Annotated in this window: 15 protein-coding genes and 1 pseudogene; 5 read left to right on the top strand and 11 right to left on the bottom strand. The window is 58.7% G+C overall.

The features are described from left to right. Positions 1–5: 5 nt before the first annotated feature. Positions 6–302 carry a YciI family protein gene (locus tag ACJ8J4_RS04290; protein WP_004932096.1) on the bottom strand — a complete coding sequence of 99 codons (297 nt, stop codon included), beginning with the start codon at positions 300–302 and terminating at the stop codon, positions 6–8. 175 nt (positions 303–477) lie between these two features. Between ACJ8J4_RS04290 and ACJ8J4_RS04285 the strand changes: the two genes are divergently transcribed. From ACJ8J4_RS04285 to bioB, 3 genes are all read left to right on the top strand, one after another. Next, the gene (locus ACJ8J4_RS04285; protein ID WP_025303057.1) at positions 478–1,131 is read left to right on the top strand and encodes an epoxyqueuosine reductase QueH; all 654 of its coding nucleotides are present in this window, start codon (positions 478–480) and stop codon (positions 1,129–1,131) included. Positions 1,132–1,367: 236 nt separating this feature from the next. After that, entirely contained in the window at positions 1,368–2,111 is a 744-nt protein-coding gene (gene tonB, locus ACJ8J4_RS04280; RefSeq protein ID WP_197835978.1) for a TonB system transport protein TonB, read from the top strand. A gap of 582 nt (positions 2,112–2,693) precedes the next feature. After that, positions 2,694–3,716 carry a biotin synthase BioB gene (bioB, locus tag ACJ8J4_RS04275; RefSeq protein WP_049205512.1) on the top strand — a complete coding sequence of 341 codons (1,023 nt, stop codon included), beginning with the start codon at positions 2,694–2,696 and terminating at the stop codon, positions 3,714–3,716. A gap of 69 nt (positions 3,717–3,785) precedes the next feature. Here bioB and yciA read toward each other — a convergent pair whose 3' ends face one another. Together yciA and ACJ8J4_RS04265 are read right to left on the bottom strand one after the other, a co-directional pair. Beyond that, a complete protein-coding gene (gene yciA, locus ACJ8J4_RS04270; RefSeq protein ID WP_004932085.1) occupies positions 3,786–4,214 on the bottom strand; it encodes an acyl-CoA thioester hydrolase YciA in 429 nt (142 codons plus the stop codon). Between the two features lie 116 nt (positions 4,215–4,330). Further along, positions 4,331–4,870 (bottom strand): septation protein A, encoded by a 540-nt coding sequence (locus ACJ8J4_RS04265; RefSeq protein ID WP_004932082.1) that lies wholly within the window; start codon positions 4,868–4,870, stop codon positions 4,331–4,333. 222 nt (positions 4,871–5,092) lie between these two features. Between ACJ8J4_RS04265 and ACJ8J4_RS04260 the strand changes: the two genes are divergently transcribed. Next, positions 5,093–6,796, top strand: coding sequence for a SulP family inorganic anion transporter (locus ACJ8J4_RS04260; RefSeq protein WP_197835976.1), 1,704 nt, complete (start codon positions 5,093–5,095; stop codon positions 6,794–6,796). 52 nt (positions 6,797–6,848) lie between these two features. On the opposite strand, the gene ACJ8J4_RS04255 is transcribed toward ACJ8J4_RS04260, so the two are convergent. Together ACJ8J4_RS04255 and ACJ8J4_RS04250 are read right to left on the bottom strand one after the other, a co-directional pair. Continuing rightward, complete coding sequence (locus ACJ8J4_RS04255) at positions 6,849–7,601, bottom strand: YciC family protein (RefSeq protein ID WP_016927513.1); 753 nt, start codon at positions 7,599–7,601, stop codon at positions 6,849–6,851. A gap of 34 nt (positions 7,602–7,635) precedes the next feature. Beyond that, on the bottom strand, positions 7,636–8,076 hold the full coding sequence (locus tag ACJ8J4_RS04250) for a YkgJ family cysteine cluster protein (protein WP_025303054.1): 441 nt from the start codon (positions 8,074–8,076) through the stop codon (positions 7,636–7,638). Between the two features lie 286 nt (positions 8,077–8,362). Here ACJ8J4_RS04250 and ompW point away from each other — a divergent pair, with 286 nt between their 5' ends. Further along, positions 8,363–8,995, top strand: coding sequence for an outer membrane protein OmpW (gene ompW, locus ACJ8J4_RS04245; protein ID WP_016927514.1), 633 nt, complete (start codon positions 8,363–8,365; stop codon positions 8,993–8,995). A 45-nt stretch (positions 8,996–9,040) separates the two neighbouring features. Here ompW and ACJ8J4_RS04240 read toward each other — a convergent pair whose 3' ends face one another. The 6 genes and pseudogenes from ACJ8J4_RS04240 to ACJ8J4_RS04215 form a co-directional block, all read right to left on the bottom strand. Further along, positions 9,041–9,355 carry a BON domain-containing protein gene (locus ACJ8J4_RS04240; RefSeq protein WP_025303053.1) on the bottom strand — a complete coding sequence of 105 codons (315 nt, stop codon included), beginning with the start codon at positions 9,353–9,355 and terminating at the stop codon, positions 9,041–9,043. A 217-nt stretch (positions 9,356–9,572) separates the two neighbouring features. After that, positions 9,573–10,379 carry a tryptophan synthase subunit alpha gene (gene trpA, locus ACJ8J4_RS04235; RefSeq protein WP_025303052.1) on the bottom strand — a complete coding sequence of 269 codons (807 nt, stop codon included), beginning with the start codon at positions 10,377–10,379 and terminating at the stop codon, positions 9,573–9,575. After that, positions 10,379–11,569, bottom strand: coding sequence for a tryptophan synthase subunit beta (gene trpB, locus ACJ8J4_RS04230; RefSeq protein ID WP_025303051.1), 1,191 nt, complete (start codon positions 11,567–11,569; stop codon positions 10,379–10,381). The genes trpA and trpB overlap by 1 nt, the downstream gene beginning before the upstream one ends. A 41-nt stretch (positions 11,570–11,610) precedes the next feature. Beyond that, positions 11,611–12,972 (bottom strand): bifunctional indole-3-glycerol-phosphate synthase TrpC/phosphoribosylanthranilate isomerase TrpF, encoded by a 1,362-nt coding sequence (trpCF, locus tag ACJ8J4_RS04225; RefSeq protein WP_025303050.1) that lies wholly within the window; start codon positions 12,970–12,972, stop codon positions 11,611–11,613. 3 nt (positions 12,973–12,975) lie between these two features. Beyond that, positions 12,976–14,572: pseudogene (trpD, locus tag ACJ8J4_RS04220) on the bottom strand (bifunctional anthranilate synthase glutamate amidotransferase component TrpG/anthranilate phosphoribosyltransferase TrpD). Further along, on the bottom strand, positions 14,572–16,134 hold the full coding sequence (locus ACJ8J4_RS04215) for an anthranilate synthase component 1 (RefSeq protein WP_025303047.1): 1,563 nt from the start codon (positions 16,132–16,134) through the stop codon (positions 14,572–14,574). The pseudogene trpD and the gene ACJ8J4_RS04215 overlap by 1 nt, the downstream one beginning before the upstream one ends. Between the last annotated feature and the right edge of the window lie 11 nt (positions 16,135–16,145).

The following is a 16,145-nucleotide window of genomic DNA, read 5'->3' as shown; positions in this document are numbered from 1 at the left end:
GGAGATCAGAACACCTGTTTGAACGGCTTCACCGTCACGTCGGCATAGACGCCGGCGGCGATATAGGGATCCTGCTGCGCCCAGGCCTGGGCTTCCGCCAGCGAGGCGAATTCGGCGATCACCGTTGAACCGGTAAAGCCGGCGGCGCCGGGATCGTTGCTGTCGATGGCCGGGTTAGGGCCGGCGACCACCAGGCGGCCGGCGTCGCGCAGCGCCTGCAGGCGCGCCAGGTGTGCCGGGCGCACCGCCAGACGGTTTTCCAGCGAGTTGGGGACGTCTTGCGCGTAGATCAGATAAAGCATGTTTCACCTTTAAAATCATGGCTATAAAACGGTGCTACCAAGGTAGCGCAAAAGGCGCGGCAGGGGAACGGTACGCGGCGAATTTCCCCGCGGATTGGCGCTTATGCCTTGAAGCCGCTACTTTTTATTCGTATAGTGCGGCGCGCTTAAACTGATATGCCATTGAGGTGAGGACATGACGGAACTGGTAAGGGAAAAACTCGATTTGCCGGCGGGCAAAAGTAAACTGCTGCTGCACTCTTGCTGCGCGCCCTGTTCCGGCGAAGTGATGGAAGCGATCCAGGCGTCCGGGATCGAGTACGCCATTTTCTTCTATAACCCCAACATTCACCCGCAAAAAGAGTATCTGCTGCGCAAGGAAGAGAACATCCGTTTCGCCGAGCAGCACGGGGTGCCGATTATCGATGCCGATTACGACACCGACAACTGGTTCGCCCGCGCCAAGGGGATGGAGAATGAGCCGGAGCGCGGTATCCGCTGCACCATGTGTTTCGACATGCGTTTCGAGCGCACGGCGCTGTATGCGCATGAGCATGGTTATGACACTATCTCCAGTTCGCTGGGTATCTCGCGCTGGAAGAATATGCAGCAGATCACCGACTGCGGCATCCGGGCGGCGGAAAAGTATCCCGATCTGGTGTACTGGGATTACAACTGGCGCAAGAAGGGCGGTTCGTCGCGCATGATAGAGATCAGCAAGCGCGAACGCTTCTATCAGCAGGAATACTGCGGCTGCGTCTATTCGCTGCGCGACACCAACCTGCACCGTAAGGCGCAAGGGCGACCGCTGATCAAACTGGGCGTGCTTTACTATGGTGATGAAGAATAGCGCTGACTCACCGCAATTAACCCGCTCCGGCGGGTTTTTTACTTTTTGACGCCTGCCCAAACGTTAATGAAGCGTGTCGCCCCGGCGGTAAAAAAGCAACGGCCAGGTTAATATCCTTATGAGTTTGCTGGTTTTAGCCGCGCATACTGACGATTAAAGCGATAGTTTGCCTTTCGTTATTGAATATGATTGCTATTTGCATTTAAACTTGGCGAACCAGAGGAAACAGAATCATTATGCCGCTAAAAAAGATGTTCCTTAATCGCCGTATATCCGTGCCTTTCGTCTTGTCCGTAGGCCTGCACAGCGCCCTGGTGGCGGGATTGCTTTACGCTTCGGTAAACGAAGTAGTGGAGCTGCCGAAGCCAGAGGACGCGCCGATCAGCGTCATGATGGTCAATACCGCCGCGATGGCCGAACCGCCTCCGCCGGCGCCGGCCGAGCCGGAGCCGCCGCAGATCGAACCTGAGCCGGAGCCAGAACCGGAACCTATTGTGGAGCCGCCGCCGAAGGCGATCGTGAAGCCGGAGCCGGTCAAGCCGAAACCAAAACCTAAGCCGAAGCCAAAGGTCGAAAAACAGGTCAAACCGGAGCCGAAAAAAGTCGAGCCGCGCGAACCGTCACCGTTCAACAACGATTCGCCGGCCAAGCCGATCGACAAAGCGCCGGTGAAACAGGCGCCTGCCGCGCCGGTGCAGGGCAATTCGCGCGAGGTCGTGCCGAAGGCGTTGGTGCAGTCCAAACCGATGTATCCGCCGCGCGCGCTGGCCTTACAGATTGAAGGCAGTGTTAGGGTCCAGTTTGATGTCGACAGCGATGGTCGCTTGAGTAACGTGCGTATCTTGTCGGCCGAACCGCGCAATATGTTCGAGCGCGAAGTGAAGCAGGCGCTACGCAAATGGCGCTATGAAGCCAAAGAAGCGAAAGACCTCATCGTCAACATTCGCTTCAAGCTGGATGGCTCGACCGAATTGAACTGAGGTAGATCTGGCGACAGATATCAAGCGTGTTGATCGTTTGTCGCTTCATCTGACTACCGTCCTTGACTTCCTCGCCCGATGCCTGGGCGAGGAAGCTATCCAGACCTGATAATTCACGTTGATTGTTTTACGTGGACGTCCTCTTTTGTCCTACCGCAATGCCAAATTTATCCTCATAAATATTCGCAATCTGCCGGCAAACTTCACCGTTCTCATAGCAATACTTTTACATGTCTGTTGAAAAACATTCATTTTCATCAGGTTATGAGTTTTTTTGACATGGATACGCAGGTTTTAAATTTATTCCTGTCGTGATTATGCGCCAAGTCTGGGTGAAAAATAATCAACGGTAAACATGTAATATGTAATTCAGGTTTACAATAGAGGGGTGATTTGCTTGAATGCGGAGCGAGATTTGTCACTACGCCCGCTAAGCCGACGACCACTGCATTGTTCGTCGGTGAGCGAGGGAAGGTGCGGTCTCAAACAGCCACTCAGATCAGTGAAGTCTCCGTTAATCTGTGTGACAGAACGGGGGCTGTCTGATGGGGCTGTCACTGCGAATAACATCAGGATGAAAATATGAGCTGGACGATTGATAAAGTGAAAGTGCTGTTTAATAAGCCTTTGTTGGATTTGCTCTATGATGCGCAAAAGGTGCATCGTCAACATTTTGATCCGCTGGAAATACAAATGAGCACTTTGCTGTCTGTTAAAACAGGAGGGTGCCCAGAGGACTGCAAATATTGTTCGCAAAGCGCAAGGTATAAAACAGGATTGCGGGCAGAAAAGTTGTTGCAGGTAGAAAAAGTCTTACAGTCAGCCCGTACAGCGAAAGAGGCTGGCTCCTCGAGATTTTGCATGGGAGCGGCCTGGAGTAATCCTCACGAACGCGATATGCCTTATTTGGAGGAGATGGTCAGAGGGGTTAAGGCGTTGGGGTTGGAAACCTGCATGACGCTGGGAAAACTGACTGATTCTCAGGTCGAGCGATTGGCTAACGTTGGCTTAGACTACTATAGCCACAATCTGGATACCTCTCCCGAATATTATGGCAGCATCATCACAACCCGCACTTATCAGGATAGATTAACGACGATCGATAAAGTCAGGGCGGCCGGCATCAAGGTCTGCTCCGGTGGAATATTGGGTCTAGGTGAAAGTAACCTAGACCGGATAGGTCTGCTTTTGCAATTGGCCAACCTGTCTAAAGCGCCGGAAAGTGTGCCCATTAACATGCTGGTCAAGGTGGCGGGCACCCCCCTGGAAGACAGTGAGCCGGTGGATGCCTTTGACTATATCCGCGTCATTGCCGTTGCCAGAATCATGATGCCTACCTCCTACGTGCGCATCGCGGCAGGGCGCGAGAAAATGAATGAGCAAATGCAGGCCATGTGTTTTATGGCGGGGGCCAATTCAATTTTCTATGGATGCAAATTGTTAACGGCAACGAATCCCGATGAGGATCAGGATATGAAATTGATACGGAAGTTGGGTCTGAAAACACAAAAAGTGCGCCAATCACTGACAGACGAGGAAGAGGGCGCTTCATTGCTGAAAGACGTAATGACTATGGATGATGAGAAGTATTATCAGGTTATTTGATGCGGCATTTAAATATGCCCACGGATAAAGCGTCAAGCCAACAGCAGTATGCTGTTGGCTTCAATCATCTTATTCTTCGAAACCGACGCGGAAATTCATTTTGCCCTCAGGCAGCGCGCGCGAGTTGCCTTCCGCATCGACCGCCACATAGGTGAACACCGCTTCGGTCGCCCGGTAACGCTGGCCGATCGGGGCGGAAGAAACTTTCTTTACCCACACTTCGATATTGATGGTGATCGAGCTGCGTCCGGTGCGGATACAGTGCGCATAGCAGCAAACCACGTCGCCTACCGCCACCGGTTTCAGGAAGGTCATGCCGTCTACGCGCACCGTCACCACGCGCCCTTCGGCGATCTCTTTTGCCTGGATGGCGCCGCCGATGTCCATTTGCGACATCAGCCAGCCGCCGAAAATATCGCCGTTGGCATTGGTATCGGCCGGCATTGCCAGCGTGCGCAGCACCAGCTCGCCGCTGGGTAAAGGTCGTTGTTGTGTCATAGCAGTCTGCTTTTAAAAGGAAGGGATAACATCATACTGCCCGCGGCAAATGCCGCAGGCATTAACAATTTTGTAACTATTTTGTTTCTTCTGCCGGTACGTGCCGGTATTTGTAACTATTTTTTCTGTTCTTCCGGCATGTGCCGGTAAATATAGATACCGCTGAGGAGGGTGAAGACCAGCGTCAGTACCGTCAGGCCAAAGACTTTGAAATTGACCCAGACGCTTTGCGGCAGCCAGAAGGCGACATAGATGTTCGCCAGGCCGCAGGCCAGGAAGAAGACCGCCCAGGCCAGGTTGAGGTTACTCCACACTTTGTCCGGCAACGTCAGCTCTTTGCCCAGCATGCGCTGAACCAGCGGTTTTTTGAGCACCCATTGGCTGATCAGCAGCGCCAGCGCGAACAGCGCGTAAATCACCGTGACCTTCCATTTGATAAACAAATCATTATGGAATACCAGCGTCAGGGTGCCGAATACCAGCACCATCAAGAAGGTGATCAACGTCATCTTCTCGACCTTGCGGTATTTCACCCAGGTGAACACCAGCGCCAGTGCGGTGGCGACGATCAACGCGCCGGAGGCGACGTAGATGTCGTACAGCTTATAAAAAGCGAAAAAGACAATTAGCGGGAGGAAATCAAGAAACTGCTTCATAAATCAATCCATCATCTGTTCATCGGCCGACTATACCGGATTCGGCGAGCTCTGTGTACCGCCGGGCGTTGCCGATTATCGGCGTTTAGCCGGCGGATTTCTGCCGCGAAAGCAGGAATTTGCATAAACTTACGCAAGAAAGCGCCGGCACATTGCCAGCGCGGGCCGCAGGTCGCATAGTAAGTGTCATAATAACCAGATAATTTACCGCGGAAAACAAGCATGCAGTGGAAATCTCTCCAGGCCCTGACGCCTGGTTTGACGCATTTATTGGGCTATCAACGCAGTTGGCTCAAGCCGGATATTCGCGCCGGCCTTTCCGTCGCCGCCGTCGCCCTACCGGTGGCCATCGCCTACGCCGAACTGGCCGGGGTTAGCCCGGTGGTGGGGCTCTATTCCTGTATCTTGCCGATGATGGCCTACGCGCTGTTCGGCTCGTCGCGCCAGCTGATCGTTGGGCCTGACGCTGCCACCTGCGCGGTGATCGCCGCCGTGGTGACGCCGCTGGCAGCGGGCAATATGGAACGCCATTGGCAGCTGACCATCATGATGACCGCCATGATGGGCGGCTGGTGTCTGCTGGCCAGCCGGTTCAAGCTGGGGGCGCTGGCGGATCTGCTGTCGCGACCGATCCTCAGCGGGCTGCTGAACGGAGTGGCGATCACCATTATTGTCGATCAGATCGGCAAGGTGTTGGGGTTCACGGTGCGCCCGGCACAGCTGATCGAACGCATCTACGCGCTGCCCGGCAACCTGCTGCACAGCGACTGGCTGACGATGGCGGTGTCGTTGTTGACGCTGGTGACGCTGCTCGGATTTAAAAAATGGCGGCCTAACTGGCCGGCGCCGCTGTTCGCTATCGTGCTGGCGGCGTTCGTGACCTGGGCGGGCGGCCTGCAGCAGCATGGCGTGGTGACGGTGGGCGGTTTCAGCGGCGTGCTGCCGATCGTCCAGTGGCCGGACTTCCAGCCCGGTTTGCTGCGCGACATGGTGATCCCGGCGCTTAACCTGGCGGTGGTGAGTTTTGTCAGCATGATGCTCACCGCCCGCAGCTTCGCCGCCAAAAACGGTTATGAGGTGAACGCCGACGCCGAGTTTCGCGCGCTGGGGCTGGTGAATATCGTCTCTGCGCTGTCGCAAGGTTTCGCCATCAGCGGCGCGGATTCGCGCACCGCGGTGAATGATGCCAACGGCGGCAAGAGCCAACTGGTGTCGATCATCGCCGCCGTGGTCATTGCCTTTGTCTTGCTGTTCCTGATGGCGCCGCTGCAGTTTATTCCGGTGGCCGGGTTGGGCGTGGTGCTGATGTATGCGGCCTGGTCGCTGCTGGACATCCGCGGCATCTGGATCTTGCGCCGTCGCAACGCGCAGGCGTTCCGCCTGGCGCTGTTTACCTTCCTCAGCGTGCTGCTGGTGGGAGTGATCAGCGGCATTGGGCTGGCGGTGTTGCTGGGGCTGATGCAGTTTCTGCGCACCGTCTTCCGGCCGACGGAACAGCTGCTGGGCGTCAACGACGAAGGCATGATCCATTCCATGGGCAATAACAATGGGGTGAAGGCGGTGCCTGGCGTCATGATGTATCGCTTCAATTCGCCGCTGACCTATTTCAACGTGGCGTATTTCAAACGCCGTATTCTCAATTTGGTCGACGGCACGCCGTTCCAGCCACGTTGGGTGGTGGTGGATGCGGTGGCCAGTTTCACCCACGCCGATATCAGCGTGCTGGCGGCCATCGACGAACTGAAACGCGACCTGTTACAGCGTAACGTAAGGCTGGTGCTGGCGGGGCGCCGCACCGAGCTGACGCGTTGGTTCCGCATCAACCGCTTAGGGCGCGACAAAGAGCTGATTTTGGTGCCGGACCTGTATCTGGCCCTGAAACTGATTCAGAGTAAGGAGCAGGCGGAAGCCGCCGTGGTGGGGTAAACAAAAAAGGGGCGCGCCGAAGCGTGCCCCTTGGTTTTTGCTTGCGCCGGCGTTAGCCGCGCAGCAGCATGTACAGACGGAACAGGTAGATCAGCAGCAGAGCAGACACCAGGTTGCTCAACGCGGTCAGTACCACGCTGGCGACGTTCGGCGTCAGTACCGACAGATGGCTCACCAAAAACAGCACCAGCAGCTTGGCCGCCAGCCACAGCATCATCGCCGGCACCAGCACGCGCGCATTGGCGAAGGCTAATTTGCTGCTCAGCTTGAGCGAAGCGAAGACGCCTTTTTTGTCGACGGAGGCGATCACCGGCGCCAGTGCGAAGGCGATAGCCATCAGCACGCCCGGCACCACAAACAGCGTCAGGCCAAGTTGGATCAGCAGGGTGCAGATAAACAGCAGCAACAACAGGCGCGGCAGATCGGGCGCCGAAGCGCCGAGCGCGCGCAGGGCGCTGGTGCGTTGCCCTTGCGACACCAGACGGATCAGCGTCAGCATCCCGCCGACCAGCAGCACGTTGCCGACCAGCGCGGAGAAGGTGGCGGCCGCCGACACTTTCAGCAACACCATCTGCTGTTCCGGCGTCATCTGCTGGATCACTTCCTGAATGCCCATGCCGGTAGAGGAAGCGAAATCGCTGGTGGTGGCAGCGAGCGTCGCCAACTGTTCGGCATCGGGGCTGAAGGCCTGATTCAGCAGCACGGAGATAAACGCCGTCAACAGCGCCAGCATCAGGATGCTGGCCAGTTGATTGCGTAAAAAGTTAAAACTGTCACGGTACAAAGCGTTGGCCGTGATAGGCATGCAGACTCCTTGGCGTCGGGAAAACAGAGATAAATCAGTGGGTGATTGTACCCTGTTCCACGCCGCTGTGGCACCCCGCGAATTGCACTACGCCTATTTCTTCAACGATCGTCGTCTCAGGCAGCGATAGCGGCAAGGGCACCGGCAAGGGGGGCAGGCCGTAGCGTTCCCGGGCGCGATCGCAGGCTTCGTTACGCAGGCCGTTTTCACCGGACTGATCGAACTCTCTGCACGGGCTGGGTCGATTGAGGTAGATCGAGCAGGACACGGCTTTGCCGATCTCGCCGTCCAGCGCGGTGCAGCGGGGGGACTTGCTGTTGGTCCCCTGCATGCAGCGCAGGAACGGGCTCAAAGGCTCCGTCAGGGAAAGGGGGACGGTGCCGCCGCCGTCTTCGGCTTCGGCCCAATAGAATGACACTCGAAAATAACCGCAGCATGCGCCGCAGCTGACACAGGGATTAAGGATTTCGCTCATCTTGATTGCCCGCCGACTCCTCACGGCACCAACCAAAACCAACACGGAAAATGAAATTACCTCAGCCGCATTTTTCTCCGCAACTGAAATTTGAACATGTAGATAATTTGCAACAAAATCGTTTTTTTGATGCAGATCAATCCTTGATTTATTAGACGGTTAGGTAACCTTGTTTTTAGTGGGATTTTAAATTTTTACACATAAGATGTGATCTCGATGGGATCACAAATACCCGAAAGTAGGTATATTCCCCCTCGAGCGATTAACCACACAAATGGAATGGATAATGAAAAAGACAACTCTGATGGTATTGGCGACGATGATGGCGCCTATGTTGGCAAGTGCGCATCAGGCCGGTGATTTCCTGTTCCGCGCGGGAACCGCGACCGTGCGTCCAAATGCGGGTTCAGACAACGTACTGGGGTTGGGCTCGCTGGATGCGAAAAACAACACCCAGCTCGGTCTGACCTTCGGTTACATGGTGACGGACAACATCGGCGTTGAGTTGTTGGCCGCAACGCCATTCCGCCACAAGGTGACGCTGGGCGGTACCGATCTGGCGACCGTTCACCAACTGCCGCCTACGCTGATGGCGCAATACTACTTCGGCGACAAGCAGGACAAACTGCGTCCTTACCTGGGCGTCGGCGTTAACTACACCACTTTCTTCGACGAGAAGTTCAACGACTACGGCAAAAGCGCCGGGTTGAGCGACCTCGATCTGAAAGATTCCTGGGGCGTGGCGGCGCAGGCCGGCCTGGATTACAACCTGGATGAGCACTGGATGCTGAACATGTCGGTGTGGTGGATGAACATCGAAACCAAAACTCGCTTCAACGATGCGAATGGTGGGCACCATAGCTTCGATACGCGTCTGGATCCGTGGGTGTTCATGTTCGGGGCGGGTTACCGCTTCTGATGAAGGCTTCCAAGCAGGGAGGCGTTGCGCCTCCCTGTGTCAGTATTATTTAATCTGCATCACGTTTTCAACAGATTTCACGCCGGCTACGCCGCGTGTGACCTGCACCGCACGGTTGGCGTCATCGCTGGACGTCACGAAGCCGCTCAGCTGTACGCGCCCTTTAAAGGTTTCCACGCTAATCTCGCGTGACTTGATGTTTTTATCCGCCAGCAACGCCGATTTCACTTTGGTGGTGACCACGGTGTCATCGATATAACCGCCTGTTCCCTCTGATTTTGCCGTCGGCGCGCAAGCGCTCACCGCGACCGCCACAACGGCTGCCATGCACAAGGCCGAAAGGGTTTTAAACAGCTTCATAAATTACTCTCCATGCAATGTTATGGTTGAAATTCGCTACGGTTTTTCGCCGCAGCGAGCGCATTCCCCAAATCAAACGAAGAAATGCATAGCGAACAAAGTTCATTGTGAGACAAGACTGGGTTTTGTTCAAATTTTTGCTGTAAATAAATGGAACAAACTTTGAGGGGAAACAAGCTGTTAAAGCGAGCGCCGGCAGGGCGCTCGCTAAAGAGGATCACGCCCGGGTGGCGCGCTTCATATTGCTGACAAAGGCCGCCAGCTTAGTCAGCATCTCCGCCGGGTTGGCATGGTGCTGTTCGATGATTTTGACGATTGCCGAGCCGGAGATCGCGCCGGCGGCCCCGGCCTGCAGCGCCGCCTTCACCTGCTCGGGTTCGGAGATGCCGAAGCCCTGCAGCGGCGGCGCGGCGTGATACTCGCGCAGCTTGTTCACCAGGTGATGCAACGGCAGCTGCGCTCGGCTTTCGGTGCCGGTGACGCCGGCGCGCGACAGCAGGTAGGTGTAGCCGCGGCCGTGCGACGCGATTTCACGCAGCAGATCGTCATCGGCGTTCGGCGGGCAGATGAAGATCGGTGCGATACCGTGGCGAATGGCCGCGGCGCGGAACGGCGCAGACTCTTCAAACGGCACGTCGGCGACCAGCACCGAATCCACGCCCACTTCGGCGCAGCGTTGGTAAAACGCATCGATGCCTTTATGGAACACCAGATTGGCGTACATCAGCAGCCCAATGGGAATGGTCGGGTGCTTCTGGCGGATGGCCGCCAGCATCTCGAAGCACTGGGTCGGCGTGACGCCGGCGGCGAAAGCGCGCAGCGTCGCGCTCTGGATAGTGGGGCCATCCGCCAGCGGATCGGAGAAGGGGATGCCCAACTCCAGCGCGTCCGCACCGGCTTCGATCAGGGTGTCGATAATCTGCAGCGATAGCGTCGGATTGGGATCGCCTAACGTCACGAACGGGACGAAGGCGCCTTCCTTGCTGCTTTCCAAACGCGTGAACAGTTGCTGATAACGTTCCATCAGATTTCTCCCCGTGCTTTCAAAATGTCGTGAACGGTAAATATGTCTTTGTCGCCGCGGCCGGACAGGTTGACCACCAAGATTTGCTCTTTCTGCGGCGTTTCACGGATCATTCTCAGCGCGTGCGCCAGGGCGTGTGAGGATTCCAGCGCCGGGATGATGCCTTCATGGCGCGACAGCGCCTTGAACGCTTCCAGCGCTTCGTCGTCGGTGATCGACACGTATTCGGCGCGGCCAGTGCTGTTCAGGTAGGCGTGCTGCGGCCCGACGGATGGGAAGTCCAGCCCGGCGGAAATCGAATAGGACTCTTCAATCTGGCCTTCGTCGGTCTGCATCATCGGCGCCTTCATGCCGAAGTAGATGCCGACGTGGCCGTGCTTGAGCGGCGCGCCGTGCTGACCGGTTTCGATGCCCAGACCGGCGGGTTCCACGCCGATCAGCCCAACGTCGGCGTCATCGATAAAATCGGCGAACATGCCGATGGCGTTGGAGCCGCCGCCGACGCAGGCGATGACCGCATCCGGCAGGCGGCCTTCGCGCTCCAGCACCTGCGCTTTGGTCTCTTCGCCAATCATGCGCTGGAATTCACGCACGATGGTGGGGTACGGGTGCGGGCCGGCGGCGGTGCCGAGCATATAGTGCGCGGTTTCATAGCTGCCGGACCAGTCGCGCAACGCTTCGTTGCAGGCGTCTTTCAGGGTGGCGGAGCCGCTGTGCACCGGGATCACTTCCGCGCCCATCAGCCGCATGCGGAACACGTTCGGCGACTGGCGCTCGACGTCTTTGGCGCCCATATAGATGCGGCATTTCAGGCCGAGCAGCGCGCAGGCCAGCGCCGACGCGACGCCGTGTTGGCCTGCGCCGGTTTCCGCGATGATCTCGGTTTTGCCCATGCGCTTGGCCAGCAACGCCTGGCCCAGCACCTGGTTGGTCTTGTGTGCGCCGCCGTGCAGCAGGTCTTCACGCTTCAGATAAAGCTTGGTGTTGCTGCCGGCGGTGAGGTTTTTGCACAGCGTCAGCGCCGTCGGGCGGCCTGCGTAGTTCTTTAGCAGATCGATGAATTCGGCCTGAAACGCCGGATCGCGCTGAGCGCTGACAAAGGCTTCTTCCAGTTGTTTCAGGGCCGGCATCAGAATTTGCGGCACATACTGGCCACCAAATTCGCCGAAGTAGGGGTTAAGCAGCGTCATGAGAGTTCCCGTTATTATCCGTTATTAATGTTGAGCCGTATTCAGTAGGCGCGCAGGGTCTGGAAGACCGAGGCCAGGCGCGCGGGATCTTTGATGCCCGGTTCGCTTTCCACGCCGGAGTTGAAGTCCAGCCCGGCGCAGCCGAGCTTGGCCGCTTCGACGCAGTTGTCGGCGCGCAGGCCGCCCGCCAGCATCACGTTAGTCAGATCTTCGTCTTGCAATACCGACCAGTCGAAGCGTTGGCCGGTGCCACCGGCACCGTTGTCGAGCAGGTAGCGATCGACATACTGCAAATCGCGCGCCGGCACCCGATCTTTCACGCTCAGCGCTTTCCAGATGCGGCAATCGGCCGGCAAGCGGGCGCGCAGGGCGCTGATATAAGCCTGGTCTTCCGCGCCGTGTAATTGCACCGCGTGCAGACCGAGGCGCTCAACGGTCAACGCCACGGTCTCGACCTGGGCGTCGCAGAATACGCCGACGTACTTCAGCGGCGCGCCGGAAATCACTTCGCGGGCGCGGGTGATATCCACGTAGCGCGGGGAGCGGCCGACGAAAATCAGCCCGCCGTAGATGGCGCCCGCCTGATACGCGGCGGCGGCGTCCTGTGGGCGGGTCAGGCCGCACACTTTGTTGTCGCCCAGGATCACGCGGCGCACGGCGGCGCGCAGATCGGGTTCAGACATCAGCGCGCTGCCGATCAGGAAGCCGTTGGCGTAATGGCTCAGCTCGCGGATCTGCCCATAGTTGTTGATGCCCGACTCGCTGATCACCGTCACGCCATGCGGCACGCGCGGCGCCAGTTGACGAGTACGGTCCAGATCGATGCTCAGATCGCGCAGATCGCGATTATTGATGCCGACCACGCGCGCTTCCAGCGCGATCGCCCGCTGCAGCTCTTCTTCACTGATCACTTCGGTCAGCACGCCCATATTGAGGCTGTGGGCCACCGCGGCCAGCTGGCGGTACTGCTCGTCGGTCAACACCGACAGCATCAGCAGAATGGCGTCGGCCTGATAGTAGCGCGCCAGGTAAATCTGATACGGGTCGATGATAAAGTCTTTGCACAACACCGGTTGGCTGACGGTCTTACTGACCAGCGGCAGGAAATCGAAGCTGCCCTGGAAGTATTTCTCGTCGGTCAGCACCGAGATCGCCGAGGCGAAATCTTTATAGACCGTGGCGATCTCCACCGGATCAAAGCTCTCGCGAATCAGCCCCTTGGAAGGCGAGGCCTTCTTGCATTCGAGAATGAAAGCCGTCCGGGTGCCCTGCAGCGCGTGGTAGAAGCTGCGTTCGCTCGGTACGATGTCATTCTGAAAGCCGGCCAGGGGCTGTTGCTGTTGTCGCGCCGCGATCCATTGCGCTTTGTCGCGGACAATCTTGTGTAGCACGGTTTCCTGCATCATTTATCCTCTTGCCGCCAGTGCGATGACACGCTCATAGGCCTGCCCGCTGTTGATCATATCCAGTGCCTGCCGCGCATTTTGGCGCAGGTCTTCATGTCCGAATAACTTCAGAAGCAACGCGACGTTGGCCGCGACCGCCGCGGCGTGCGCCGGCTCGCCTTTACCTTGTAACAGCCGCGCCAAAATGTCACGGTTTTCTTCCGGCGTGCCGCCCAGCAAGGCTTCCAGCGGATAGGTTTCCAATCCGAAGGACTGCGGCGTGAGCTGGTAGCTGCTGATTTCGCCGTTGTTCAATTCCGCTACGTGCGTCGGGGCGTGGATCGCCACCTCGTCCATGCCGCCACCGTGAACCACCGCCGCACGTTGATAACCCAGCACGCGCAGGGTTTCGGCAATCGGCAGCACCAGTTCCGGGCTGTATACGCCGATCAGCGCCAGCGGCGGACGCGCCGGGTTAATCAGCGGGCCCAGCACGTTGAACAGCGTGCGGGTCTTCAGCTGCTGGCGCACCGGCATGGCGTGGCGAAAACCGGTGTGGTACTGCGGCGCGAACAGGAAGCACACGCCGAGGTCGTCCAGCGCCTTGCGCGCTTCTTCCGCCGGCAGATCCAGACGGATGCCGAACGCCGCCAGCAGATCCGAAGAGCCGGAACGGCTGGAGACGCTGCGGTTGCCGTGTTTGGCGATTTTCGCGCCGCACGCCGCCGCCACAAAGGCGCTGGCGGTGGAAATATTGATGCTGTTGGTGCCGTCGCCGCCGGTGCCGACGATATCGGCGAACGGGTAGTCAGGGCGCGGAAACGGCTGAGCGTCGTCCAGCAGCGCTTTGGCGGCGCCGGCGATCTCTTCCGGGCGCTCGCCGCGGACTTTCATGCTGATCAACGCCGCCGCCAGTTGGCTAGGTTCCAGTTCGCCGCGCACGATAGCGCTGAACAGCTGTTGGCTTTCCTGCTGGCTCATCGACTCGGCGCGGTACAGTTTCTCAAGAATAGGTTGCATCGTCGTGTTCCTTATATTACTTCGCCAGCGCCCAGGCGAGGGTCTGCTCAAGCAGGCGCGCGCCATGGGTGGTCAGAATCGATTCCGGGTGGAACTGGAAGCCGCACACGCGGCGGTGGTCGTCGCGCACCGCCATCACCATCTCGCCGAAATGGGCGTTGACGGTGAGATCGGCCGGGATGTTGCTGCCGACCAGCGAGTGGTAGCGCGCCACCGGCAGCGGGTTGGCCATGCCGGCGAACATGCCTTCGCCATCGTGAACGATCGCCGAGGCTTTACCGTGCAGGATCTCACCCGCCTGGCCGACCTGGCCGCCGTAGGCTTCGACGATCGCCTGGTGGCCGAGGCAGATGCCGATGATCGGCAGCCGGCCGCACAGGCGCTGCAGCAGTTCCGGCATGCAGCCCGCTTCGGACGGCGTGCCGGGGCCCGGCGACAGCATCAGCACCGGCTGGGTCATGTGCTCCAGGCGTTCGATGATCACCTCGGCGGCGATCTGGTTACGGTAAATCACCACCTGGTGGCCGCTGGCGCGCAGCTGATCGACCAGGTTGTAAGTAAAGGAGTCGACGTTGTCGAGCAACAGGATATCGGCCATCAGAACACCTCCTTGGCATGGTGCGCAGTGGCGATGGCGCGCAGCACGGCACGGGCTTTATTACGGGTTTCGTCGGCTTCCGCCTGCGGGATGGAGTCCAGTACCACGCCGGCGCCGGCCTGCACGGTGGCGATGCCGTCTTCAACGTAGGCAGAGCGAATGACGATGCAGGTATCCAGATCGCCGGTGGCGGTGAAGTAGCCCACCGCGCCGCCGTAGCTGCCGCGGCGCGTGCCTTCTGAGGCGGCGATCAGCTGCATCGCCCGCACTTTCGGCGCGCCGCTGAGGGTGCCCATGTTCATGCAGGCCTGGTAGGCGTGCAGCACGTCGAGATCGGCGCGCAGGGTGCCCACCACGCGGGAAACCAGGTGCATGACGAACGAATAGCGGTCCACTTTGGTCAGGTCGGCCACGTAGCGGCTGCCGGCCTGGCAGATGCGTGCCAGATCGTTGCGCGCCAGATCGACCAGCATCAGGTGCTCGGCCAGCTCTTTGTGGTCGGTGCGCATTTCCAGCTCAATGCGGCTGTCGAGATCCAGATCCAGCGAACCATCGGCACGGCGTCCGCGCGGGCGGGTGCCGGCGATCGGGTAGATTTCGATCTGGCGATTGCCCGCGTCGTATTTCAGCGCGCTCTCCGGCGAAGCGCCGAACAGGGTGAAGTCATCATCCTGCATGAAGAACATGTACGGGCTGGGGTTGTTGTCTTTCAACGTCTGGTAGGCCGCCAGCGGCGCCGGGCACGGCAGGGTGAAGCGGCGCGACGGCACCACCTGGAAAATCTCGCCCTGGCGGATCGCTTCCTGCAGCTCGCTGACCACCGCGCCGTACTCTTCGTCGCTCTGGTTACAGCTCAGCTGCATGTTTTCCAGCGTTTGGTGCGGGATCGGCTGCGGGGTTTGTTGCAACTCGGCCTGAAGTTGTTCCAGACGTTGCTGCAAACGCTGCGCTTCACTCGCTTGTTCACTGAAGACGCTGGCCTGCAGACGGGCCGTACCGCGTTGGTGATCAAGCACCAACAGCGTTTCAGCCAGATAGAAGCAGAAGTCCGGGCAGCGCTGATCCTGGCGCAGTGCCGGCAGATCTTCGAAACCGGCGACCAAATCGTAGGCGAACAGGCCGCCCAGCATCACGGCTTCGCGCTCGTCCGCCGGAGAGTCCACCAGGGTCAGCAGCGTACGCAGCGCGTCGAACACCGACAGTGAGCGCAGGCGGGCATCTTCGTCCTGCACCGCGTCGATCGCCGGGAAGGTCAGCTCGCGGCCGTTGGGGCGTGCCTGGTTGCGTACCTCAGGCGGCAGCGCTTCGTCCAGCAGCGGCAGCAGCGCCGCGCCGTTGGCGGTCAGTGCCTGCACGCTGACGGTGTGGCCCAGTGCGGTAATGCGCAGCGCGCTGTCGATCACCAGCAGGCTCTGCAGATTCTGTTTGCTGTTGATTTCCGCCGACTCCAGCAGCAGGGTGGCCGGACGGGCGCCGCACAGCTGGTGGAAAAGGGTGGTGGGGTCGCCCCGGTAGCTGGCTTGCGCCTTCAGCAATGTCAGTTGTGGTTTGGTGTTCATCATCGGTGGTTCCA

Source organism: Serratia sp. CY47280, from assembly GCF_052168655.1.
Taxonomy (GTDB): domain Bacteria; phylum Pseudomonadota; class Gammaproteobacteria; order Enterobacterales; family Enterobacteriaceae; genus Serratia; species Serratia bockelmannii.
Note: the sequence above shows the minus strand (reverse complement) of the source record. Positions and strands in the feature narration are given on the sequence as shown.

Bases quoted from the DNA above. Each gene is read 5' to 3' on its own strand.
- ACJ8J4_RS04290 (WP_004932096.1), bottom strand. From the start codon at position 302: ATGCTTTATCTGATCTACGCGCAAGACGTCCCCAACTCGCTGGAAAAC.
- ACJ8J4_RS04285 (WP_025303057.1), top strand. From the start codon at position 478: ATGACGGAACTGGTAAGGGAAAAACTCGATTTGCCGGCGGGCAAAAGT.
- tonB (WP_197835978.1), top strand. From the start codon at position 1,368: ATGCCGCTAAAAAAGATGTTCCTTAATCGCCGTATATCCGTGCCTTTC.
- bioB (WP_049205512.1), top strand. From the start codon at position 2,694: ATGAGCTGGACGATTGATAAAGTGAAAGTGCTGTTTAATAAGCCTTTG.
- yciA (WP_004932085.1), bottom strand. From the start codon at position 4,214: ATGACACAACAACGACCTTTACCCAGCGGCGAGCTGGTGCTGCGCACG.
- ACJ8J4_RS04265 (WP_004932082.1), bottom strand. From the start codon at position 4,870: ATGAAGCAGTTTCTTGATTTCCTCCCGCTAATTGTCTTTTTCGCTTTT.
- ACJ8J4_RS04260 (WP_197835976.1), top strand. From the start codon at position 5,093: ATGCAGTGGAAATCTCTCCAGGCCCTGACGCCTGGTTTGACGCATTTA.
- ACJ8J4_RS04255 (WP_016927513.1), bottom strand. From the start codon at position 7,601: ATGCCTATCACGGCCAACGCTTTGTACCGTGACAGTTTTAACTTTTTA.
- ACJ8J4_RS04250 (WP_025303054.1), bottom strand. From the start codon at position 8,076: ATGAGCGAAATCCTTAATCCCTGTGTCAGCTGCGGCGCATGCTGCGGT.
- ompW (WP_016927514.1), top strand. From the start codon at position 8,363: ATGAAAAAGACAACTCTGATGGTATTGGCGACGATGATGGCGCCTATG.
- ACJ8J4_RS04240 (WP_025303053.1), bottom strand. From the start codon at position 9,355: ATGAAGCTGTTTAAAACCCTTTCGGCCTTGTGCATGGCAGCCGTTGTG.
- trpA (WP_025303052.1), bottom strand. From the start codon at position 10,379: ATGGAACGTTATCAGCAACTGTTCACGCGTTTGGAAAGCAGCAAGGAA.
- trpB (WP_025303051.1), bottom strand. From the start codon at position 11,569: ATGACGCTGCTTAACCCCTACTTCGGCGAATTTGGTGGCCAGTATGTG.
- trpCF (WP_025303050.1), bottom strand. From the start codon at position 12,972: ATGCAGGAAACCGTGCTACACAAGATTGTCCGCGACAAAGCGCAATGG.
- ACJ8J4_RS04215 (WP_025303047.1), bottom strand. From the start codon at position 16,134: ATGATGAACACCAAACCACAACTGACATTGCTGAAGGCGCAAGCCAGC.